The following is a 22,498-nucleotide window of genomic DNA, read 5'->3' on the forward strand; positions in this document are numbered from 1 at the left end:
ATTCCTACAACCCGCTGATGCGCAAGCGGCAGGGTCTGCGGACCGATTTGCCGTTTCAACCCAGAGCTTCAATGATCTTGGACCTATTCAGGATTATCAACCCGTGTCGGATGGCGGATATATAGCGTGCGGATACTCAGGAGACTCCGCCTTTGTGGTGAAATATCGTGCAGACGGTACGGAGCAGTGGCGTAAAGTGTTGAGCGATCCGAGTACGGGCACCAGCCAATTGGTCCGTTATATTCGGGAAACGCAGGATGGCCATTTCATGTTTGCCGGTTACGAAATCGCCCCGAGCTCCTACGATACGCAGTATTTTTACGGGGTGTTGAATCCCGATGGGCAGTTGAAATGGAGCCGTACCCTGAGCTTTGCCGGAACCAGCTCCAGCAGTGCCGCGGCGATCCTGGAGACGGGCTCGGGTTTTCTTATTCCGGGATATGTACGTTACACGGGCGCCGATCTCAATGCGGCGATTGTGACAACGGACGCCGACGGCAACAATCCGACCACAACGTTAATTGCGAAGGCCGGCGATCAATTTATTTATGACGCGGAGCCGGCAATCGATGGGGATGGCTATGTGCTGGTGGGGTCAACGGGTACGGTCTCCGGCACAAGAGGCTATCTGTTGAAAATCGATGGAACAAGCACCGTGCAGTGGGAGCAAGAATATGGAAGCGGCGCTGGCTTGTACTCCTTGCTGGGGATTCAAAGATGGACAGATGCGAATGGGCAGAGCGGATATATGTTGACGGGCAATGTCTATCTTTCCAGTCAAGATGCTGTACTGATCCAGACGGATAAAGACGGCAACGAGAACTGGCTGAACACCTATCCCCAATCCGGAAACCGGCTCGGGCTCGATGTCATCCAAACGATAGACGGCGGCTATGCTGTAGCCGGCGGCAATAATGGCAGCATGGCCTTCATGCTGAAAACAGATGCGGCGGGCAATAAACAATGGGAGACAGAATTCTCGGACTCAGGCAACCTATTATCCGTGCTCCAGCTTGCGGATGGAAGCTACCGGCTGGCTGGCGGGTTTGGCAGCGGCCTGTTGCTCGAATTGCGGGTTGGAGCGCCGCAGGGGCTGACGGCAAACGACGATACGAACCGCCTGTCGGGCATGACGAGCGATATGGAGTACTCGGTTGACGGGGGCGCCAGTTACGTGACCTATGATCCGGCGAATGAGCCTCTGTTTACCGGGCATGTTCCTGTGCTGGTGCGGTACAAGGCGGGGGGCGGCTATGAAGCCGGAGATACGGCCAGTTTTGATTTCACCGCTAATCCTGCCATATCGTCTGTAAGCGCGCGGCCGGACATTACAACCGTTTACGGAACATCTCTGGCAGACGTGGGCCTGCCGGTGCAGGTGGAAGTCACGCTGAGCGACGGAAGCACGGCGCAGGCGGATGCGGCTTGGGACGGCGGCAGTCCGGCGTATAATGGGAATCAGCCCGGAACGTATACGTTCACGGGAACGCTGACTCCGCCGTCAGGAGTTTCGAATCCGTCGGGCAAGACGGCGATGGTGCAGGTAGTCGTGGGCGAGAGGACGATTACCGCAGTGAGCGCGCAGTCCGTCATTTCAGCCGTCTATGGCACACCGCTGGAGCAATTGGGCCTGCCGGCGCAGGTGGAGGTCACGCTGAGCGACGGAAGCACGGTGCAGGCGGATGCGGCATGGGACGGCGGCAGTCCGGCGTATAATGGGAATCAGCCCGGAACGTATACATTCACGGGAACGCTGATCCCGCCGTCAGGAGTGACGAATCTGTCGGGCAAGACGGCGATGGTGCAGGTAGCGGTAGGTGAAGAAGGGGTCGTGCTGACGAGCATTGAGGCGGACGACTCCGCTTATCGGCTGAAAGTGGGTATGACTCATATCACGGTGATTCAGGCCGTCTATTCGGACGGTAGTCGCGTGACGGTTGCTGATCCGGTGACATTCAGTTCCTCTAACGCGAGTATAGCTACAGTTCAGGCGAATGGGCTCGTTACGGGCGTTTCTCCCGGCAGCGCATCGATAACTGCGCAGTACAAAGGCATCCAGACTGTAATTTCGGTGGAGGTGTGGAGGGAGGCTTCGTCCGGCAGTTCGGACAGTTCGTCAGAGCCTTCAACGAACTCTGCGCAGACGACCACCACCACATGCAGCGGAGGGCATTCTTGTACGGCCAGCTTAGGCGATGAGGTTAAAGTTGATTTGCCGATGGATCTGACTGAAGGAAATTTCACGCTTACCATTCATAAAATGACGTCGACTTCAGGAATAGTGCCTGATTCCATGACGCTCCTCAGTCCCGTTTTTGAACTGTTGAAAAGTTTCGACGGCAGCTTCAAGAAGCCTGTTACGCTTCGCTTTAAAATTCAGGCTAAGCTATTGGGAGCCGACCGTCGGGCGGGCATGTTCTACTATGACGAAACGAACGGCAAATGGATTGAAGTCGAAGGTCATGCGGAGAATGATGAATTCGTCGCGACGGTCCATCATTTTACGAAATTTGCCGTTTTCAGTGTGGCAAAGGAGGCTCCTCCTCAAGTGAAGCCGGAGAAGCCGCTTCCGCCAGTCGTACATTTCAACGATTTGAAGGGACACTGGGCGGAGGTCATGATTCAAGAGACCGCTGCGAAGGGAATCGTCTCAGGCTATGATGACGGCAGCTTTAAACCGGATCAGTTCATCACACGCGCAGAATTTACCGTTATGCTGATGCGGGCGCTTGCACCCGAAGCTGCGGACCCTAATAGCGGAGTTTCTTTTACCGATTCTGACAAGATCGGAATATGGGCGCAGCGTTACGTCTCGGAAGCTGCCCGGCTGCATGTGGTGAGCGGTTACGCGGACGGCACTTTCCGTCCGGATGAAGATGTGACTCGCGCCGAAATGACAGCGATGATTATTCGCGCTTCGAAGATCTCGACGGATGAGGGCGGACCCTTGTCATTCTCCGACGCGAACGAGATTCCGGATTGGGCCAAGGGCGCAGCCGCAGCCGCACTGCGTTGGGGAATCGCTCAAGGGCGCACCGGCAATGAATTCGCGCCTGACGGAAAGGCAACTCGCGCGGAAGCCACAGTAATGCTGATGCGGATGCTGCAGTTGAACAAATAGCAGTTCAAGAGCTTTAGATAAGCAATTCATTCATTTCTGTTTGCATAATTATGGAGAATCGGCAGCTAACATGAAACTAGCCGGATCAACCTGGAAGGGCAGGCTGATCCGGCTAGTTTGTCTACGACTGACCCATTCAAAGGATCAGAAGAAACAAAAAAACCACCTTCTCACGGAAGGTGGGTTACAAACGTTATCGCCTGGTGGCTCGAGAAAAGCGATCTTTAATGTGCTTGTTGTTACGCTTCATCGCGGCGCGCTGCTCACGGAGAATTTGAGAGGAGCTTTTTCTGGAAGGAGCGAACAACAGAGCTTCTTTTGGCTGCGTTCCTATGGCTTCCGACACGCTTCCGTTCTTGGAAACGAATACCCCGGTACTCATGGTTGCATCCCTCCTAAGAATAATTTGATGAATTCGATCAACAAAGGATTTTTACTAATTATAGCATGATTGGCGCATCCTTTAAAGAGGATGAATTTTTTATTGTCCCAATCAGGGTCAGACGGGAAGTGCAGGGTTAATACATAATGGCCTGATCGAACGCTATAATAAAACATTTGCTTTGATTCTTTAAAATAGACCTGTTCTGCGTGTTCACCCATGTTATACGTAAGCACGACGTAAGAAGCTTGATTGGATAATTTATAATGCGCTTCGCCAAAGGCGTCGCCCACCTTAGCGACAATGTCCATCTGGTCACCGTTGAGGACATACAGGGTGGCAGCGGAACAATCGCCGTATTCCCCGACCTTCTCTGACATATATTGCCCGTATGATTGCTCGATTATTCCACCTGAAAGACGGGACATAATGCTCTTCAGAAATGCCTCGGGGTTATGGAAGCCTGAAATCTGAAGATGCGGCACCAGGTTAGTCACGACTTCGTAGGCTTCATCGAATTGCTCAAGCCTATCACTGTTTTGCTCAATCGAATCCTCCAGAGGCAGCAGGATGGAGCCCCTGCGAAGCAAATCGCTAAAATAAGTCTTCCAATCGATTTGAACCCCCAGCGAGAGATCGTCAATATACACTTTTCTTAGTGATATATCGTAAAGCAGGTACCAGACATACGGCTCAATATTTTTCGGTACCCGATCATTTTGCTGTAAAGCGTCCATAATATCCTTTGGTGAAGGAAACTGCTCGGTTTCTGCGATGAAGCGCTCAACGAACTCCTCAACGAGCTGTTTCACCGTTCCGAAGAATGCGTTCTTCACCTCGACGTCACCAAATACCAAGATCGTCTTGCCTTGCTCATGAGCCTTGATGAATTCAATGTGCGTCACTGTCCGGGCGGCGTGCGCGTAGTATGTGCCTGCCTTACTGCCTATAAAGAGGAGGTAGATGTCCGATTCCTCAACGGCTTCCAAACACTTCACTACCGGATCTACGTTAGCCGGCCAAGGACCTAAATTTTCTTCCCACATTATAGGTTCATGCCCAAGTCCGGTGAGCTCACGAAAAACGGCACGTCTTAGAGGCTTGAGACCGTCTTCGTTAACGGAGCTGATGAAGATTTTTGTTTTAGCCACCCGATCCAACACTCCTATAATCTCTAGATTCTATCTCCCATTATACTCCAGTTCGGGAAGTTTTAATAGAAAAAGTACATCTCCGGTCTGAAGAATACGAATCACATCTGGGAAAACCTGCATCCTGTTTTGGGAATGCGGTTGTTAGGAGGGATCATCATAGTTAACATAAATATTATTATGTCAACTAATTACAGTATGGCACATTATGACTTACATGCATATTCGACCTTTGATTTACTTTCGGGAGTTTTGTCTTCATCATGCATAAAAGAATCATTGTGCCGATTTGCAGGAACAGGTAAATACCGCCGAAGAAGGGATTGACACATCTCGAAAAGCCATGCTACGATACAAAAATATAATAAACTAAATAAATAGGAATTGTAAGTATTCATGCTGACCGATCAATCGGAGGTGTAATCCAATATCAAGGATTCACCTCTGTTTTTTTTGCCCGGGATATGCAAATGAGAGGGGGTGGATAGGTAAATAGCTGCCAAACCGGACAGATGGTTTGGCAGCTATCGGGAAGTGCATGAAGCGCACAGGTTCGAATTATCTGAGTAGCTGACGAACGGCTCACTTATGCTATAGGGAAGTTGATTGAAGAAGTCTGTTGGCAAGAAATCCGGAAAAACGGCATCCCACAGCATAGTTAACATCTGACTATTTGCACAGGTTGACCGGACCGCCGGAGACACGTTTTTTATGTCCGTGTTTTTTTGACTATCATGAAGACTTGAGGTTTCAAGTGAAGGACGCGGTACTGAAGCCATAGACAAAACTTAGGATAAAAGGATGGGATCAACATGGAAATATTCTGGTTCATTCCTACACACGGAGACGGTCGGTATTTGGGGACATCTAAAGGCGCACGAGCTGTAGACAAACATTATATGAGGCAAATCGCACAAGCTGCCGATAAGCTTGGATATGGCGGCGTGTTGCTGCCGACAGGAAAGTCGTGCGAGGATGCGTGGATCACTGCGGCTTCGTTGATTCCTGTTACGGAGCGTTTGAAGTTTCTGGTAGCGTTACGCCCGGGCCTCATGTCACCGACCCTTGCCGCCCGGATGTCCTCCACATTCGATCGATTATCAGACGGGCGGTTGCTGATCAATGTCGTGACCGGCGGAGATCCGGTCGAGCTGGCAGGCGAAGGATTGTTCCTCGACCATGATACCCGCTATGACTTGACGGACGAGTTTCTTTCCATCTGGAGAAACATATTGCGAGGAGAGGAAGTCAGCTTCGAGGGAGACCATCTGAAGGTCGAAGGAGCCGATGTCATTTACCCGACGATCCAGCAGCCATATCCGCCGCTATATTTCGGAGGCTCTTCGCCGGCCGGTCAACAGGTGGCTGCGAAGCATGTCGATGTGTACCTGACGTGGGGCGAGCCTCCGGCTCAAGTCGAGGCGAAAATCAAGCATATGCGCGAATTGGCTTCGCAGCAGGGACGGACGGTAAGGTTCGGCATTCGGTTGCACGTCATCGTGCGCGAGACGAACGAAGAGGCATGGGCTGCCGCAAATGAGCTGATCCGTTATGTCGATGACGATACGATCGCTGCCGCTCAGAAAATATTCGCCAGGTACGACTCCGAAGGGCAGAAGCGAATGTCGGCGCTGCATAACGGGAATCGCTCCTCCCTGGAAATCAGTCCGAATTTGTGGGCCGGGATCGGTTTGGTTCGAGGCGGGGCCGGCACGGCTCTTGTAGGAGATCCTCAGACGGTTGCCGCGAGAATGATTGAATATGCCGACCTCGGCATCGAGACGTTCATCTGCTCAGGCTATCCGCACCTGGAAGAGGCCTACCGAACTGCAGAACTATTGTTCCCGTTGCTTCCTCTGACGAATATACAGCAGCGCTCGGAGCAGCAAGGATATATGAGTCCGTTCGGAGAGATCATCGCAAACACCGAACCCCCGAAATCAGCGGGGAATAAGCGCGTACAAGAGGTGCAGTCATAGGGAGTAACCATACGCCACCGGCCATATAAAGCTTAGTTCGCCGGGATTCCGGCGTTGATTCATTATTGCTTGGCAAATTTACCCGGGATGCCTGGCCGGTCGCGAGTTGTTTTCTTACGGGAGGGACACGATGAACACAAACCATGTTCAAACGAAAAAACATGAGCCAAAAAAATCCAGTTGGAAGCAGGCCTATTTGCTGCCCAAGACTTTGCAGGAGCTGCAATTAAAGCGGCCTGGGAACTACAGCCTGGAAGAAAGACATGCCAACTTTTCATCGGGGCTGCCGGATTATGCCCAAGCGCTGCTTTCGGGATGGTTCGCTCACCGGAATGTCGAACCGATTGCCGCTTTCGCTTGTTCCAAGCGAATTGAAAACCTGTACAACTTATGCAGCCGAAACGACAGCCTGATCACGACTACGTTTCACAGTATTCATCCTGTTGAAGAAGGAAACGCGAAACCCGCGGTACAAATAACGACCGATGGCATTTGGCTTAGCGGGAAACAGACGTTTGCATCCGATGCTCTGTACGCGGATGAACTGCTTGTATTCGTTCAAGAAAAGGATGAGACAAACCCTTCAACCGTTGTACTGATTCCTACAAACAGTTCAGACCTGCGCCTGCCTCTCGAAGCGGCTGCCTATGCCAACGTGACTGTTTCGTACGATCGTTTGTTTGTCCCTTGGGAGCGGGTGATTTCCCTGCAAAACCAATCGGAAGTAGACCTGCTGTTAGGACATCCGGAATTGAAGTCTCTTGCGGACTATCAGTGGGTATCCCGCCAAGCGGATTTGATCGAACTCGTTACTGCGACTGCGGTTGCATTGGCGGAGAAAACCGGACGGCATAAGGAGTTGCATATTCAAGGACTGCTTGGCGAACTGCTGCAGAATCTGGATACGATAAAGGCGTTCATTCATGCAGCAGAAATAAACGCATACTTCAGTCAAGAAGGCATATGCCTGCCGTCTGCAGTTCCACTTGGAGCAGCAAAAAAAGCGGGCGGGACGTTCTATAAAGCTGCCGCTGAGGCACTGCTGCGCATCGGTAATGGGGATATCGGCTTCGAAGCGCACAGTGCAGACGAGCCTTTACGCCATTTGGTTAGGACCTTTGCAGGCAGTGAGGAAGCCGTAAACCGAAGACAGCACGAGGAATTCGCATTCGGCGACCCGATCCGTTTGTCTACGGAGCTATATCGTGTATATCCGCAAGAAAAGCTTGTGAATCGCTATGAAGCGTTTTGGAGAGAACGAAGCGAAAGGTAATGCGAACGGGGCCAAAAAATCCGCAAGAAATGTGTACATGCAATTTACGGTCAGAAACGAAGCAGAGAGGAGCCGGTTTATGAGTACGGGTCAAACATATCTTAATCGGTTAAAGGACGGAAGGAACGTTTGGTTTCATGGTTCGATCGTACAGGACATTGCCGCTCATCCCGCCTTCGCGGGTACGGTCGCATCTGTTGCCCGCGTATTGGATTTACAAGATCGACCGGAAACGAAGGAACGACTGACCTTTGTGACGGATAATGGCTTTAGAGCGAATCGGGCGTTTCAGGTTCCATCCGAAAGAGAACATATTTTTCAACGAAGTGACTCCTTTCGACTATGGTCCGATGCAACGTTTGGAGTGATGAGCCGCGTTGCCGGCTTTTATCGCGCCCAGTTAACCGGATGGTTCATCAGGCGGGAGTTAATACGCTCCAAACAACCGTATTTTCCCGACAAAATACAAAATTATTATACGTATTTACGCGACAATGACTTGCTCTTGACCGCTGCGGGTCACGATCCGCAAATCGATCGAACGAAGCTTGCTTCCGAGTTAGGGGATCTATATACGGCGGTTCGTATCTTAAAAGAAACGGAAGACGGGATTATCGTTCGGGGCGCCAAGATGATTGCCACCGGAGGGCCTTATATGGATGAGATTATGGTTTCACCGCATAGCCCGAAGTTACAGGAAGAGCAGCGGTACGCCGTCATGTTCGCTATTCCGGTTAACCACCCTGGAGTCCATCTGATCTGCCGGGATTCGTTCGCCTCCGAACGGGAGGAAGACTATCCGTTAAGCGCTCACTATGACGAGATGGATGCGATCTTAGTGTTTGATGATGCTCTAATTCCATGGGAACGAGTATTTATCAAGGATGACCCCGACGCCATCTGGAGTATTCGATCGGATCAATACGTATCCGCCATAAGTCTTCATGAATCCATAGTAAGGCTCGTCAGCAAGTTAGAGTTTGTGACAGCCGTGGGCAATGAACTGGCTTCATCCATCGGCATTAAGAAATTCACGCACGTTCAGGAGAAGCTAGCGGAGTTATTTTTCCAATTGGAATCGATTAAAGCACTGCTTATATCCGCAGAGCATAACGCTGAGCTTCACACCGATGGGGGATGGTCGCCCGAACTGCGACAACTCAATACGGCGAAGAACCTCGGAAACCGTTACTATCCGAGGGCCATAGAAATTTTACAGCAACTTTCCGGCGCGGGAATGCTTCAAGTCCCTTCGTCCATAGCGGAGCTTCACGGCCCATTGGGCGCTAAGCTGCAAACGTATTATCGAGGCGCCGACCGGAATGCGCAAGAGCGGGTAAAGCTGCTTAAGTTGGCATGGGATCTGGTGGGAAGCCAACTGGGCGGTCGTCATGAGCTGTATGAACGGTTCTATGCAGGAGACCCGGTTCGCACCTACGCGGCGCAATATTTGGAATACGACAAGAAAGCATTGTCGGATCGGGTCGGATGAGAAAGCTTAACGTTTACCGCATGTGAGTTTGGTTCGTCTTGCTTGGAATCGTCGTTTTATTCGGTACGTCCCTCGTTTGCTGTCATAGCCGGATTTTTCGTGCTGCTTCGTCGAACATGGGCAGACGGCGTATGGCTTCTAACGATGATAGGCGCAAAGGGACTCAACGGCCATGCCATGGGATTCCGAATTCCTGCGATACAATTGAAAAGTTTAGTTTACAGCACCTATGTCTGTATCGCTGCGCCCGCGACACATGATTATAGGTGCTTAATCGTTTTTGCGACTGATTTTCGCCATAATCCGATAATCGTACGTCTGTCATCAGCTGACCGACGTGAAGAAGCGTTGCATGATGAGTGAATTAAAGATTTAAGATCATATGTGGTATTATTTAAGTTGAGAATTTCGCTCAATCAGCAATTGAGTGGTATACCGGATATATAATCAGGGGGAACATCATGGCCAAAGGAAAAGCAGCAAAGCGACCCACTCGAGATGAATTTGTACTAGAGGAGATTGGAAATCAACTGGCAGAAGCGAAACAGGAAAACTCCGAAGTTTTACTGACGGTATGGGGGTGGGAAGAACCGGTCCGCGGTCAGATTGTGCTAATGGATTCACGAACGGGGAAAGTACATATCCAACGGAATGAAGAGACTGCAAAGGTCCCTTTCATGGACATCATGAAAGTGGATTACCCAAGAGATTAGATTACAACAGGCATCATTAATACGCTAAGCGCCTATGTTTGTGTCGCCGTACAGCAGCAGTAGCAGTGCCGGCTTACCTTAGCCGGCATTACAAATCGCCCAAAAGCAGCACCAATCCCGCCCGGCATTAAAGGATAAAAAGCTCAGCAGCCATAAATTAAGACACACCTTTGCGACTACTCACTTCCGCCGCGGAACCGATTTATGGACGTTGCAGGAGCTTCTTGGGCATGCTTGAAGCGTTAGCGTAATGTTGATGCGACATACGGTGAAGCCGGATTGCTTGAGGAGCGGCGGTGCCGCCGCCAGAACGGGTTTCAAGCATGCGTTCTGTCATTGTCGGAGGATAAGGAGGGGGACAAGCCGCTCTACAAGGCGACGACTGAAGACTTGGCGCTGCTTGAGCTCGGATCGTTTCAAGAAAATCTGGGGGAGCTAAGTATCCGCCAGGGTCTTTTAAGCTTATTTGCACGATCCGTATGATTGAGATGTCGTGCGTAAGTTGACTGATCGGGTACAGAATTGGGGGAAAATCCTTCATTTTTTATGTTCGGATCTTTGATTTAAGGATTTACAACAAAATTATTTACATATTATAAATAAAAATCAATATATTTACATCATCTTGGGAAATACTGCGGTGCTCTTCGTGCGTGGCCCCAGTATTATGTCCCGGATGCTGTTGCTGACTAATCTAAAATCGTATTGTCCTTGCTTAGTTTAATAAACTCCTGCAACACTTTTGATTTCTCCTCACTACGCCACACAAAGTACGTCTCCAAGGTAGAAGTGACATCTGCCAGCTCCCGATACACAATACCCTTGTTCTGCTGATGACGGAACGAAGCTGGAACTATGGAAACACCCATTCCTTGCGAGACGAACGCCATGATCGTTAAAATTTCGGGGAGCTCTAATGCGATGTTCGGCGAAAATCCTGCTTGATAGCATAAATGAATGACAGTGTCGTGATAGGTGGAGCCTCTCGTAGTTAAAATAAATCGTTCATTCTCGAGGTCTATCATACGCAGCGCTTCTCTCTGTGCCATCGGATGCCCTTCAGGGAAAATCGCGACAAACTTCTCGCTGCAAATCACTTCTGAGACGATGTTAGGACTATGAATGTGCGTTCGAACAATCCCGAGATGTATGCTTCCCTCATGAAGAGCATGCAACTGATTGGCGGTTTTCATCTGATGAAGCGTAATGTTGATTTTAGGGGAATGAAGCAGGAAGCGATGCAACAGCGGCGCTACCGAATAAGTGGACGAACCGACAAAGCCGATGGAGAGCCTTCCCAGCAAGCCTTGATTCGCCTTCTGAGCGACTAAACAAGCTTGTTCGACTTGAGCAATCGCAATTCGTGCCTCTTCAAGAAAAACCTTACCCGCCTCGGTCAATTTCACATGCTGTTTATTTCGATATAACAAGGGGAAGCCCAGCTCCTCTTCCAGTTGACGGATTTGCTGGCTTAATGGCGGCTGGGACATGTTCAAACGCGTCGCGGCTTTCCCGAAATGGAGTTCTTCAGCAACGGTAATGAAATATCGTAGATGTCTTAATTCCATAGTTTACCCCTTCTCTATCCGGATTCTATACTCCTACTATCGCTTAGGCGGAACAACCAAGTCAACAAAAATCCTTAATTATGGTCAAGGGGATGTAGTATGCAAAACATATTAAGTAGGATGAAGACGATATTGGATTTGTTCAAGCCGGCATGTCTATGATTAAGAGGCAGGGAGTTATCTAATTTATGGTAAGGGAGTCAGGTGAATATGAATGAATTATTCCAACCCGGTCTTGAAAACGTTATCGCTAGCGAGACCCAAATTTCATATCTGGATGTGGCCAACGAAGAAATCGTGCTGCGTGGTTATGACCTGATTGAATTGGCCCAAAAAGTGACTTACCTGGACATCGTCTCTTTGCTGTTGAACGGCATCTTGCCTAACGAAGAACAATACAAGGGGCTTGAACAAGCTTTGAGGAATGAAGCCGGGTTATCGAAAGAAATGTTTGAACTGCTCAGGCTTCTTCCCAAAAACACACATTTGATGGACGTACTCAGGACGGGGATTTCAGCACTAGCCGGGGACGAAAAGGAAATCGACGACCGATCCAGGGAGGCCAATTACCGCAAGTCCATTCGTTTATTAGCCAAAGTTCCACAAATCGTTGCGGACAGCTACCGGGCTATTCACAATCTGGAGCCGGCCCAGCCTAATAAAGATCTTTCATACAGTGCGAACTTTCTGCATATGATCACGGGACGTGTTCCGACCGAGATGGAAACGAAGGTTTTCGACCAGTCCCTAATCGTCTACAGTGAACATGAAATGCCAAACTCCACATTTACGGCTCGGGTCATTGCTTCTACGCAAGCGGATATCATCGGAGCTTTGACAGGTGCCGTCGCTTCGCTCAAAGGAACGCTTCATGGTGGAGCAAACGAAGCGGTTATGCAGATGCTTTTAGTGGCCGGAGCCGTCGAAGAAATGGAGCCCTTGATTCTCGGCAAGCTGTCACGCAAAGAGCGTATTATGGGCTTCGGCCACCGGGTTTACATGAACAAACCGGACCCGCGCGCCCTTCTTATGAAAGCTGCTCTTCAACCGCTAGCGATTGCAAAAGGCCAGGAGCATTTGTATCACATGTGCGTTATCGGTGAAGAGGTTATGAAACGGGAAAAAGGACTGTATCCCAACTTGGATTACTATGCGGCTCCGGTGTATTACTTGCTTGGAATCCCAATCGATCTATTCACTCCTGTCTTCTTAGCGGCACGAACGATCGGAGTATGTGCACATGTCATCGAGCAGCATGAGAACAACCGTCTTTTCCGTCCAAGAGTTCTTTACAGTGGCCCGCGCAATCTTCATCCATAATACAACAAGGAGAGATAGATGTTATGAGCTCAATTGCTTATGATAAAGGAAATATTTTGGAGCAGGCAGACAAGTTGCTGGTAGATATAGCCCAATATACAATTTCATATGAAATAAAAAGCAAAGAGGCCTATCAAATCGCTCGTCATGTCGTCATGGACTCTCTCGGAACAGCCATGCTGGCGCTGCGCTTCCCGGAATGCACCAAGCACCTGGGGCCTATCGTTCCCGGGATTCGCGTGACGAACGGCACACGTGTACCGGGAACCCAATTTGAGCTCGATCCGGTACATGGGGCATTCAACATCGGCACCTTGATTCGTTGGCTCGATTTCAACGACACATGGCTTGCGGCGGAGTGGGGGCATCCCTCCGACAATTTGGGCGGCATTCTGGCCGTAGCCGACTATGTTAGCCGTAATCGGATCGCTGAAGGGAAGGAACCGCTGAAGATGCGCGATGTGCTTACCGCAGCGATTAAGGCTCACGAAATTCAAGGCGTTCTGGCTTTAGAGAACAGCTTAAACCGTGTCGGATTGGACCATGTGTTGTTCGTTAAAGTTGCTTCGACAGCTGTCGTTACCGCTTTGCTTGGCGGTGGCCGGGAAGAGGTGATCAACGCCCTCTCCAATGCATGGTTGGATGGCGGAAGTTTACGTACGTATAGACATGCGCCAAATACAGGCTCCCGGAAGTCTTGGGCAGCCGGCGATGCGACAAGCCGTGCCGTACGCCTTGGCCTAATGGCAATGAAAGGCGAAATGGGCTATGCCACCGGCCTTTCCGCCAAGCTTTGGGGATTCCAGGATGTACTGTTCAAAGGCAAGGAGCTAAAGCTTGCCCGTTCGCTTGATAGCTACGTGATGGAGAACGTGCTGTTCAAGATTTCCTTCCCGGCCGAATTTCATGCGCAAACGGCAGTGGAGTGCGCATTCGAGCTGCATGAACTTGTGAAAGACCGTATCGATGACATTAGCCATATTACGCTGACGACGCACGAGTCCGCCATACGGATTATTGACAAGAAGGGGCCGCTCTACAATCCAGCCGACCGCGACCACTGTCTCCAATACATGGTAGCCATCGGCCTGTTGTTCGGTAACTTGACGGCCGAGCATTACGAGGACGAGATTGCGAAAGATCCGAGAATCGACGCCCTTCGTGAAAAAATGGTTGTCGTAGAAGATGAGAGATATAGCAAGGACTATCTTGATCCGCAGAAGCGCTCGATCGCGAACGCGGTACAAGTTCATTTCAAGAACGGTACGGAAACAGCAAAAGCCGAATGTGAATATCCGATCGGTCACCGCAGACGCCGTGAGGAGGGAATCCCGAAAATCGTGGAGAAATTCCAATCCAGCTTGCTGACGCGCTTCCCGAAAAAGAGAGTTGAGCAAATTATCGAACTTTCCTTGGATCAGCAGCGCTTTGAAGAAATGGCCGTTCAAGATTATATGAACTTGTTCGTCATTTGACCTTCAGCCTGAGGGCACAAGAAAGGGGAATTACTATGGCTTGGTTGATTGAGGATGAGCCTGGGCAGAAGCAATTAGCCGAACAATTTATGCGAATGATCCGCAGCGGTTCCATTGTAAAAATTCCTGGAACTCATGATGCTATGGCTGCCAGAATCGCGAAGCAGTTCGATTTCAAAGCCATTTATTTGTCAGGGGCCGCTTATACGGCTAGTCGAGGTTTACCGGATCTCGGACTGATCTATTCCAATGAAGTGGCGGACCGTGCTCGGGAGCTGATCAGGGCTTCGGGACTTCCCCTGCTTGTCGATATCGACACAGGCTTCGGAGGTGTGCTGAACGTTGCCCGAACGGCGAAAGAAATGCTGGAGGCCAAGGTGGCTGCCGTTCAGATCGAAGATCAGGAAATGCCGAAGAAATGCGGACACCTGAACGGAAAGAAGCTCGTCTCTGCAGAGGAGATGATGCAGAAAATCAAGACGATAAAGGAAATCGCGCCCTCCCTCGTTGTCATTGCCCGTACGGACGCTAAGAGCGTAGAGGGGATGGAGGCTGCGATCGAAAGAGCCAAGCACTATATAGCTGCGGGGGCAGATGCAATTTTTCCGGAAGCGCTGGAAAACGAAGAAGATTTCAAACGGTTCCGAGCCGCTATCGATGTACCCCTGCTGGCCAATATGACTGAATTCGGGAAAACCCCTTATTATACCGCCGAGCAATTCGAAATCTGGGGCATTAACATGGTCATATATCCGGTGACCTCGCTTCGGGTTGCCGCTAAAGCATACGAGCGGGTGTTTGCGGAAATTAGCCAAACCGGGACGCAGGTGCAATCTTTGGCGCATATGCAGACACGAAAGGAACTTTACGAAACGATCCGGTATTACGATTATGAAAATTTGGACGGGAAAATTGCCAAAACTGTTCTTCAAAACGAATAATCTTGCTTTGGTAATTCCCAATATCGTTGAGTTTGACTTCTGTATGTATTCATCACTGGATAACCCGCAGCCCTGGCCACGGCTGCGGGTTATTTCTCTGCCCGACAAAGAACATGATGTTTGTTCGGGGACGTTTCCAGCATAAGGGGAGAAGGGGGGAGTACGGCGTGACACAATCATGTCAGCTTTCATTTTAACGCTGGTAATTTACCCTTGATATTTCCCTGCGCCGCCCGCAGTTGTTTATTGTCGACATGAGTATAGATCTGTGTGTTCTCTATACTGGAATGGCCGAGCAATTCCTGGACAGAACGTATATCAGTCCCGCTCCGGATGTGCAGTGTTGCAAAGCTATGGCGCAGCTTATGACTGGATAGTTTCTTCTCGTTCTCCGGCTTGGATTCTTGAAAGGCGGCAAATGCCTGCTCGGTTACATGCTGAACCGTCCGTCGCGCGATTCTCCTGCCAAATTGAGAAGTAAAGAGAGGAATATCTTTTCCGCTCCGGTGAGGAATGCGAATCGGCATGTACCGGTCCAATGAATCGATGATTTCCGGGAGCAGAGGAACGACTCGCCATTTATCTCCTTTTCCTTTCACTCTGAGGTACTCCTCGTCTCTATGATAGTCCTTCAAATTCAGACGATGTATTTCAATGACGCGCAGCCCTGCGTACGCCATTAACATGCAGATGGCCACGTTTCGAATCACATATCTTCCGTCTACCTCTTGGAAGAAATGGACAAGCTCCAGCTCATCCAGATAGGTCGGAATCCGATTTTTTTCAACCTTCGTCTTCTCCACCTCCAGGGCGGGGTTTCCCTTGATAATTTCCATAAGATTAAGGAATTTAAAAAAGGTACGAATAGAGGAAAGCTGCCGATTTCTCGCCGATCCGCCCGTTCCGCTCTTACGAATGCTGGTTAGGTAACGCATGACGTCGAGCTTGGTTATGTCTTCGACGGGCTTGGGGTAAACACTCCCGAGGAACCTCCTGATGTCCAGCATATACTCACGCTGCGTGAGGACCGAATAGTCCTTATCTTTCATGATGATTGAGAATGCTTCGAGCTCGGTTTCGTATTGCTCCATGATGTCGTATTTCTTACTCTGCAAAGTCATCTGCCACCTGTCTGCGCCTGCTTGTCCATGGTATAGGGTAGCGGGAGTTGCGCCTTTTCTTTGATTATAACAGAAGTTGCACGAAATCCGTATTTTGTGCAATTTTTTGCGCTTGTCTAATGCACGCGTGAAGCAGGCTATAGCATCTTATGTAGAGGAATAACCGATCAAATTCGCTCTGCCGTTAGGGGGATTCACCGAGGTTGTATTCACGCTGCGACCAAGGACGAATCAACGGGGCATAGACGTCGCTTTACAGGAAACGTGTCCATTTTAAAGGATGGAACAACAACAACTTCTGAAATCAAATGTGATTGACACATACTTCCAAACATGTTACTTTAGTTTTGGGGAGTAAAATGAGTCAATCAGCTCATTATTTTAAAGCGATCGAAAGTTGCAGCAACTACTTTTACTTTACCCGGATTTCAATGCATGGCTAAAGCTGCACGTCGAGGTGACAAGGGCGGGATCAGGATGAACATTTTCCTGAAAGCGCCTACATGCGTCGGCTATTTCAAGGGTGGGGAAAGGGGAAGTGTTTATTGATGAGTGTCATGAAAATCGATTTGCACATTAATCATGAAGATGTACCAACCGAGCGTTATTCCGAGGTTCGGGATCCGGGCCGACTTACAGATGTCGTGGGACAAGTAGCGATCGGAACCGTGCAGCACGTAGAGCAAGCCGTGAACGCCGCACATCAAGCCTTCTTGTCATGGCGCAAGTCTGCGCTTGAGGAACGCCTGGATGTTTTGTCTCGAATCGCGAAGCTTCTGGAGGATGAAAGCCAATCTCTGGCCGAGACGTTATCGAGAGAGAACGGGGTTCTGTTGTCTACATCCTTAGGTGAAATGAATATGGCTATCCATGCGGTTCATGCCACGATCAAAAACGCGGAATCTTTCTTCAATCCCAAACAGGCGGAGGACGAAACCAGCTGGGTGAGCGTGGAGAAAAGGCCAATCGGTGTCATAGCGGGAATCGTGCCTTGGAATGCGCCGATGGTGTTAACGATCCAAAAAATCGCACCGGCAATCGTAACCGGCAACACACTCGTCATGAAGCCTTCGCCGAATGCTCCGATGGGCGTAAGTATAATTATGAAAAAAATCGCAGCCCTGCTCCCTGCCGGCGTCCTCAATGTTATTCACGGAGACGGGGACGTCGGCTCTGCCTTAACGAAGCATCCGCTTGTACGTAAAATATCATTTACAGGCGGCGGCAAGATCGCAAAGTTCATCATGAAGGATGCAGCGGAATCTCTTAAAGGCGTGCACTTCGAACTGGGCGGAAACGATCCGGCAATCGTACTCGATGATGCGGACCTGGACGACATCATTCCCAAAATTATGGTCAGCGCATTCCGCCGTTCGGGCCAAGTATGTTTCGCCACTAAAAGAATCTATATTCCGGAGAAGATGTATGATTCTTTCTATACCAAAATGTGTGATCTGGTCGATCAGTATAAGATCGGGCATGGCTTGGATCCGAGCGCCACTTTCGCACCGTTGAACAACAAAGTTCAATACGACTTCGTCAAAGCGCTTGTTGAAAGAATCAAACAAAGCAGCGCCAAGATTGTGGAGTTGGGTGAGAAGCTGGAGCCTGATAACTGGGACAACGGCTATTACTTGCATCCGGCAATCGTCCGTGATGTGGAGCCATCGCAAGAAATTGTCACATGCGAGCAATTCGGTCCGATCATGCCGTTAATCTCCTATCGTTCGGAAGAAGAAGCAATCCGTTGGGCCAATATGACCGAGTACGGTCTGGGTTCCTCCGTATGGACTGCCGATTTTGAACGCGGCCTGAAAATTGCGAGAGAGATTGAAGCCGGTATGACGTTCATTAACGGGAGCGGCCAATCCCATCTCGGCTATGAGCAAATGCCGTTTGGCGGTGTTAAACAAAGCGGAATCGGCAGAGAAAATTCTGAGCTCGGCCTTCATGAATTCATCGAGTATCATGCGATTAATTATCATAAAACCAGCTGATTTCCATATTTGTACCCGCTTTAATAAGAAATGAAAGAAGGTAATGGAAATGAATAAATTTCCTGACTTGCCCATTTACACAGGCTTCAATACGCCAAGCCGGATGGAAGTTGATATTTACGACGTGGAAGTGGATGGCGACATTCCGGCCGACATCAACGGGGCTTTCTACCGGGTCGGGCCCGACCCGCAATACCCGCCTTTACTCGGCCATGACATTTACTTCAACGGAGACGGCATGGTAAGCATGTTCCGGTTTCAGAACGGCCGTGTCGACTACAAGTCCCGGTATGTTCGCACTGATAAGTTCGAACTGGAACGCAAGGCGCAGCGCGCTTTGTTCGGCGCCTACCGGAACCCGTTTTTCGACGATCCGAGCGTACAGGGGCAGATTAGAGGAACAGCTAATACGAACATTGTTTTTCATGCCGGGAAACTGCTTGCGCTTAAGGAAGACAGTCCGCCGATCGTTATGGATCCGTTCACGCTCGAATCGCAGGGCTATTACGATTACGAAGGTAAAATGACGAGCGAGACATTCACGGCGCATCCGAAGCTGGATCCCCAGACGGGGGAAATGATAGCGTTCGGTTATGCCTCCAAGGGCATCGACACGGATGATATCACGTACTATGTGATCAGCCCTAAGGGGGAAATTGTTCACGAGGTCTGGTTTAAAATGCCATATGCCGCCATGCAGCATGATTTCGGTGTGACCCGTGATTATGTCATTTTCCCGGTTGTGCCGATCGTAAGCAGTCTGGAACGGGCAAGAGAAGGAAAACCGACTTTCGGTTGGGACGGCACGAAGGACATCTATCTTGGAGTCATCCCGCGCAGAGGCGAAGCCCGCGACATTCGTTGGTTTAAAGGACCGAATCAATTCGCATCCCACGTCATGAACGCCTTCAACGTAGGCTCCAAGATACATATCGACATGCCGGTTGCCGAAGGCAACATGTTCCCGTTCTTCCCGGATATCCACGGCGCGGCATTCGACCGGGAGAAGGCGGATTCCCGCGTCACCCGCTGGACAATCGATTTCGAATCCGGCAACAATACGTTCGAACATAAGCAGCTGGGTAATATGATCGGGGATTTCCCGCGCATCGATGACCGCTATGCGATGGAGTCTTACCGCCACGGCTTCATGTGTGTGACGGATTTATCGAAACCTTATGATTCCAAGCGCGGTGGCAGCATTTCGGGGATGTTCATCAATTGTTTGGGTCATATCGACTTTTCCACCGGCAAGGAGAAAATCTTCTTTGCGGGGCCGACTTCCACGATCCAGGAATCTACCTTTATTCCGAAATCGGATCATGCTCCCGAAGGTGAAGGGTACCTTATCGCGTTAGTTAATCGGCATGAAGAGATGCGTTCGGATTTGGTTATTCTTGACGCCCAGCATATCGATGACGGCCCGATCGCCACGGTGCGTTTGCCGCTGCGGCTCCGTCAAGGCCTGCATGGGAACTGGGTGCCGGATTCCCAGCTCAATACGGCGAAAGCAGCTGTCTGATTCATAGATTCACCAATATTGAATATAAATGGAGGAGTTACTACTATGGGAGAACTTGCATTAAACTCGAATGAGCACATTGCCACTTTGGAGAAAAAGATCGAGCAATTAACGAATCAAGTTGGTTTACTGGAAGATACGCAGGCGATCAGGCATTTGCATCATAAATACGGCTATTATATCGATAAGTGTCTGTACAACGAAGTGGTGGATCTCTTTGCAGAAGACGGAGAGGTTCACTTCATGGGCGGCATTTTCAAAGGTAAAGAGGGAGCGCGCCGGCTCTATGTCGAACGGTTCCAGAAAAATTTCACTAACGGCAATAACGGACCTGTATACGGTTTTCTTCTCGATCATCCCATGATGCAGGACATCGTGGAAGTCTCCCCGGATCGGCAAACGGCCAAAGGAAGATTCCGCTGCCTGATGCAAGCGGGACGTCACGAGCTTGCAGAGGGTGAAACCAGACAATGGTGGGAAGGAGGAATCTACGAGAATGAATATGTAAAGGAACAGGGCGTTTGGAAAATCAAAGTATTGAACTACCGCGGATTGTGGCACGCCGATTTCGATAAAGGCTGGGCGCATACTCCACCGGGATTATACCCGATGTTCTCGACGACTTTCCCGGAAAACCCGGTCGGTCCGGATGAATTGATCGTGCCGACTCCTGTTCTCTGGCCGGATACGGATGTGATGGCATTCCATTATCCGCACCCTGTGACCGGTCAGCGCTGAAGCGAATAAGGCCTGTCAGACGCGGAAACACATTTATTATCATAAAACCAACGTGCAAAGGGGTAATATCGATGGCGATTCCAGAGGAAAAGATTCCTGTAACGCGATATGAGGATCTTAACAAAAGCTATATCAACGGAGAATGGCGGGAAGGTTTAAGCGAAAGGACTTACGATATTACGAATCCTTACGACAATTCGGTTGTGACGACCGTGCGGCTCGCGACAGCTAAACAACTGCAGGAAACGTTTGAGATTGCAAGAAAGGCGCAGCGGGAATGGGCCCAATCATCCGTTGAGGAACGCAAGGCGGTCATTCATAAAGCTGCGGAATATTTGCACGCCAACCATGATGCGATTGTCAACGTCATTGTCCGTGAAACGGGCGGAACAATCTTAAAAGCCAACGTAGAAGTGCATCTTGCGCTGGAAGTGTTGGAGGAGGCCGTCAATTACGCCGATGCCATTGATAAAGTGCAGGATATTCCGTCGGCTGTTCCGGGCAAGGTGAACCGGGTTCGCCGCCTTCCGCTGGGCGTGGTCGCATCGATCTCCCCATTCAATTTCCCGATGAATTTGTCCATGAGAACGATCGCGCCTGCTATCGCCCTGGGGAACAGCGTAGTGCATAAGCCTGATATTCAAGTCGGCTTAACGGGCGGTTCGATTATTGCCAAGGCGTTCGAATATGCGGGTCTGCCGAGAGGCGTCTTCAACGTGATTCTGACGGATATTACGGAGATCGGCGACGAGATGCTGACGAACCCGCACGCCGGTTTGATCAGCTTCACCGGCTCTACGGCGGTCGGCAAACATATCGGCGAAATTGCCGGTAAAAACTTAAAGCGCGTCATTCTCGAGCTGGGCGGAAACAGCCCGTTTGTCGTACTGTCGGATGCCGATGTCGATCGTGCGGTTGATGCCGCAGTGTTCGGAAAGTTCATTCATCAAGGACAAATATGTATGATTATTAATCGTTTCATCGTGCATAAAGACAAGCATGATGAGTTTGTGCAAAAGTTTGTCGAGCGGGCGAAGGCTCTTCCCTGCGGCGATCCAAGAGATCCGAAGACCGTAATCGGACCGCTTGTTAATGAACGCCAGCTGCAGAAAGCGGTCAACGTCATCGAATCGGCCAAGCAGGAAGGCGTGACTATTGCGCTTGAAGGCAAGAGGGAAGGCAATGTGCTGACGCCTTATGTGTTTACGGGTGTGGATAACACGAGCCGGCTGGCACAAACCGAGCTGTTTGCGCCGATCGCGACGATTGTCAAGGCCGATACGGATGAAGAAGCGGTTCGAATGGCAAGCGAAACCGAGTACGGGTTAAGTTCTTCGATCTTCACTTCTGATTTGGCCAAAGGCGAAGCGTTTGCGATGCAAATCGAGAGCGGCATGACGCATATCAACGACCAGACGGTTAACGATAGCCCGACGATTCCTTTCGGCGGCAACAAGTCGAGCGGAAGCGGCAGATTCGGGAATCCGTGGATCATCGACGAATTTACGATTACCAAATGGGTTTCGATTCAACAACAATATCGCAAATTCCCGTTCTAATCAGAGACTCAGCACCTGCGTTTGTTCAAGCTAAAGAAGCCCTGCACCTATGCAGGGCTTCTTGCGGTACGCCCGGGAGGGGCGTCATCTCCAGCTTGCACTATTTATCAGACACAATGGTGTTGAATATAGAGGGAATGGGTTTG

General features: G+C 50.1%; 16 protein-coding genes and 1 pseudogene. 13 read left to right on the forward strand and 4 right to left on the reverse strand.

Features of this window, described 5'->3' with window-relative positions; translation table 11 throughout:
• Window positions 1-154 precede the first annotated feature (154 nt).
• On the forward strand, window positions 155-3,121 hold the full coding sequence (locus tag JMF85_RS16565; protein WP_201318551.1) for a DUF4073 domain-containing protein: 2,967 nt from the start codon (window positions 155-157) through the stop codon (window positions 3,119-3,121).
• A 193-nt stretch (window positions 3,122-3,314) separates the two neighbouring features.
• On the opposite strand, the gene JMF85_RS16570 is transcribed toward JMF85_RS16565, so the two are convergent.
• Both JMF85_RS16570 and JMF85_RS16575 read right to left on the reverse strand, forming a co-directional pair.
• Window positions 3,315-3,503, reverse strand: a complete 189-nt coding sequence (locus JMF85_RS16570; protein WP_054796679.1) for a hypothetical protein — start codon at window positions 3,501-3,503, stop codon at window positions 3,315-3,317.
• Complete coding sequence (locus JMF85_RS16575; RefSeq protein WP_196426834.1) at window positions 3,500-4,654, reverse strand: DUF4062 domain-containing protein; 1,155 nt, start codon at window positions 4,652-4,654, stop codon at window positions 3,500-3,502. The genes JMF85_RS16570 and JMF85_RS16575 overlap by 4 nt, the downstream gene beginning before the upstream one ends.
• Before the next feature lie 812 nt (window positions 4,655-5,466).
• On the opposite strand from JMF85_RS16575, the gene ssuD reads away from it, so the two are divergent.
• The 5 genes and pseudogenes from ssuD to JMF85_RS28120 all read left to right on the forward strand — a co-directional run.
• Complete coding sequence (gene ssuD, locus JMF85_RS16580) at window positions 5,467-6,633, forward strand: FMNH2-dependent alkanesulfonate monooxygenase (RefSeq protein ID WP_201318552.1); 1,167 nt, start codon at window positions 5,467-5,469, stop codon at window positions 6,631-6,633.
• A gap of 130 nt (window positions 6,634-6,763) precedes the next feature.
• Window positions 6,764-7,906: a 4-hydroxyphenylacetate 3-hydroxylase C-terminal domain-containing protein gene (locus tag JMF85_RS16585; protein ID WP_127604167.1), complete on the forward strand. Its 1,143-nt coding sequence runs from the start codon at window positions 6,764-6,766 to the stop codon at window positions 7,904-7,906.
• 79 nt (window positions 7,907-7,985) lie between these two features.
• Entirely contained in the window at window positions 7,986-9,398 is a 1,413-nt protein-coding gene (locus JMF85_RS16590) for a 4-hydroxyphenylacetate 3-hydroxylase family protein (protein WP_127604165.1), read from the forward strand.
• 461 nt (window positions 9,399-9,859) lie between these two features.
• Entirely contained in the window at window positions 9,860-10,111 is a 252-nt protein-coding gene (locus JMF85_RS16595) for a YolD-like family protein (protein ID WP_054796674.1), read from the forward strand.
• A 142-nt stretch (window positions 10,112-10,253) separates the two neighbouring features.
• Window positions 10,254-10,346 (forward strand): annotated as a pseudogene (locus JMF85_RS28120) (tyrosine-type recombinase/integrase); the annotation flags it as partial.
• 454 nt (window positions 10,347-10,800) lie between these two features.
• Here the strand turns inward: JMF85_RS28120 and JMF85_RS16605 are convergent.
• Window positions 10,801-11,679, reverse strand: a complete 879-nt coding sequence (locus JMF85_RS16605; protein WP_127604163.1) for a LysR substrate-binding domain-containing protein — start codon at window positions 11,677-11,679, stop codon at window positions 10,801-10,803.
• Window positions 11,680-11,889: 210 nt separating this feature from the next.
• Between JMF85_RS16605 and mmgD the strand changes: the two genes are divergently transcribed.
• From mmgD to prpB, 3 genes are read left to right on the forward strand one after another with little or no spacing between them, the layout of a single operon-like run.
• Entirely contained in the window at window positions 11,890-12,999 is a 1,110-nt protein-coding gene (mmgD, locus tag JMF85_RS16610) for a citrate synthase (protein WP_141335858.1), read from the forward strand.
• Window positions 13,000-13,022: 23 nt separating this feature from the next.
• Window positions 13,023-14,474, forward strand: coding sequence for a bifunctional 2-methylcitrate dehydratase/aconitate hydratase (locus JMF85_RS16615; RefSeq protein WP_201318553.1), 1,452 nt, complete (start codon window positions 13,023-13,025; stop codon window positions 14,472-14,474).
• 35 nt (window positions 14,475-14,509) lie between these two features.
• Entirely contained in the window at window positions 14,510-15,415 is a 906-nt protein-coding gene (gene prpB / locus JMF85_RS16620; protein WP_155614110.1) for a methylisocitrate lyase, read from the forward strand.
• Between the two features lie 188 nt (window positions 15,416-15,603).
• Here prpB and JMF85_RS16625 read toward each other — a convergent pair whose 3' ends face one another.
• Entirely contained in the window at window positions 15,604-16,530 is a 927-nt protein-coding gene (locus JMF85_RS16625) for a tyrosine-type recombinase/integrase (protein ID WP_196426833.1), read from the reverse strand.
• A 554-nt stretch (window positions 16,531-17,084) separates the two neighbouring features.
• On the opposite strand from JMF85_RS16625, the gene JMF85_RS16630 reads away from it, so the two are divergent.
• From JMF85_RS16630 to JMF85_RS16645, 4 genes are all read left to right on the forward strand, one after another.
• Window positions 17,085-18,533, forward strand: coding sequence for an aldehyde dehydrogenase family protein (locus JMF85_RS16630; protein ID WP_230875947.1), 1,449 nt, complete (start codon window positions 17,085-17,087; stop codon window positions 18,531-18,533).
• Between the two features lie 49 nt (window positions 18,534-18,582).
• Complete coding sequence (locus JMF85_RS16635; protein WP_201318554.1) at window positions 18,583-20,055, forward strand: lignostilbene-alpha,beta-dioxygenase; 1,473 nt, start codon at window positions 18,583-18,585, stop codon at window positions 20,053-20,055.
• A gap of 45 nt (window positions 20,056-20,100) precedes the next feature.
• Window positions 20,101-20,793, forward strand: a complete 693-nt coding sequence (locus JMF85_RS16640) for a nuclear transport factor 2 family protein (protein WP_054796666.1) — start codon at window positions 20,101-20,103, stop codon at window positions 20,791-20,793.
• Window positions 20,794-20,864: 71 nt separating this feature from the next.
• Window positions 20,865-22,352 carry an aldehyde dehydrogenase family protein gene (locus JMF85_RS16645; protein ID WP_127604149.1) on the forward strand — a complete coding sequence of 496 codons (1,488 nt, stop codon included), beginning with the start codon at window positions 20,865-20,867 and terminating at the stop codon, window positions 22,350-22,352.
• Window positions 22,353-22,498 lie beyond the last annotated feature (146 nt).

It is taken from the genome of Paenibacillus sp. EPM92 (assembly GCF_016586185.1).
Taxonomy (GTDB): domain Bacteria; phylum Bacillota; class Bacilli; order Paenibacillales; family NBRC-103111; genus Paenibacillus_G; species Paenibacillus_G validus.

Coding starts and splice junctions, on each gene's coding strand:
- prpB (WP_155614110.1), top strand. CDS start 14,510: ATGGCTTGGTTGATTGAGGATGAGCCTGGGCAGAAGCAATTAGCCGAA.
- JMF85_RS16585 (WP_127604167.1), top strand. CDS start 6,764: ATGAACACAAACCATGTTCAAACGAAAAAACATGAGCCAAAAAAATCC.
- JMF85_RS16570 (WP_054796679.1), bottom strand. CDS start 3,503: ATGAGTACCGGGGTATTCGTTTCCAAGAACGGAAGCGTGTCGGAAGCC.
- JMF85_RS16630 (WP_230875947.1), top strand. CDS start 17,085: ATGAGTGTCATGAAAATCGATTTGCACATTAATCATGAAGATGTACCA.
- JMF85_RS16605 (WP_127604163.1), bottom strand. CDS start 11,679: ATGGAATTAAGACATCTACGATATTTCATTACCGTTGCTGAAGAACTC.
- JMF85_RS16615 (WP_201318553.1), top strand. CDS start 13,023: ATGAGCTCAATTGCTTATGATAAAGGAAATATTTTGGAGCAGGCAGAC.
- JMF85_RS16590 (WP_127604165.1), top strand. CDS start 7,986: ATGAGTACGGGTCAAACATATCTTAATCGGTTAAAGGACGGAAGGAAC.
- ssuD (WP_201318552.1), top strand. CDS start 5,467: ATGGAAATATTCTGGTTCATTCCTACACACGGAGACGGTCGGTATTTG.
- JMF85_RS16640 (WP_054796666.1), top strand. CDS start 20,101: ATGGGAGAACTTGCATTAAACTCGAATGAGCACATTGCCACTTTGGAG.
- JMF85_RS16595 (WP_054796674.1), top strand. CDS start 9,860: ATGGCCAAAGGAAAAGCAGCAAAGCGACCCACTCGAGATGAATTTGTA.
- mmgD (WP_141335858.1), top strand. CDS start 11,890: ATGAATGAATTATTCCAACCCGGTCTTGAAAACGTTATCGCTAGCGAG.
- JMF85_RS16635 (WP_201318554.1), top strand. CDS start 18,583: ATGAATAAATTTCCTGACTTGCCCATTTACACAGGCTTCAATACGCCA.
- JMF85_RS16645 (WP_127604149.1), top strand. CDS start 20,865: ATGGCGATTCCAGAGGAAAAGATTCCTGTAACGCGATATGAGGATCTT.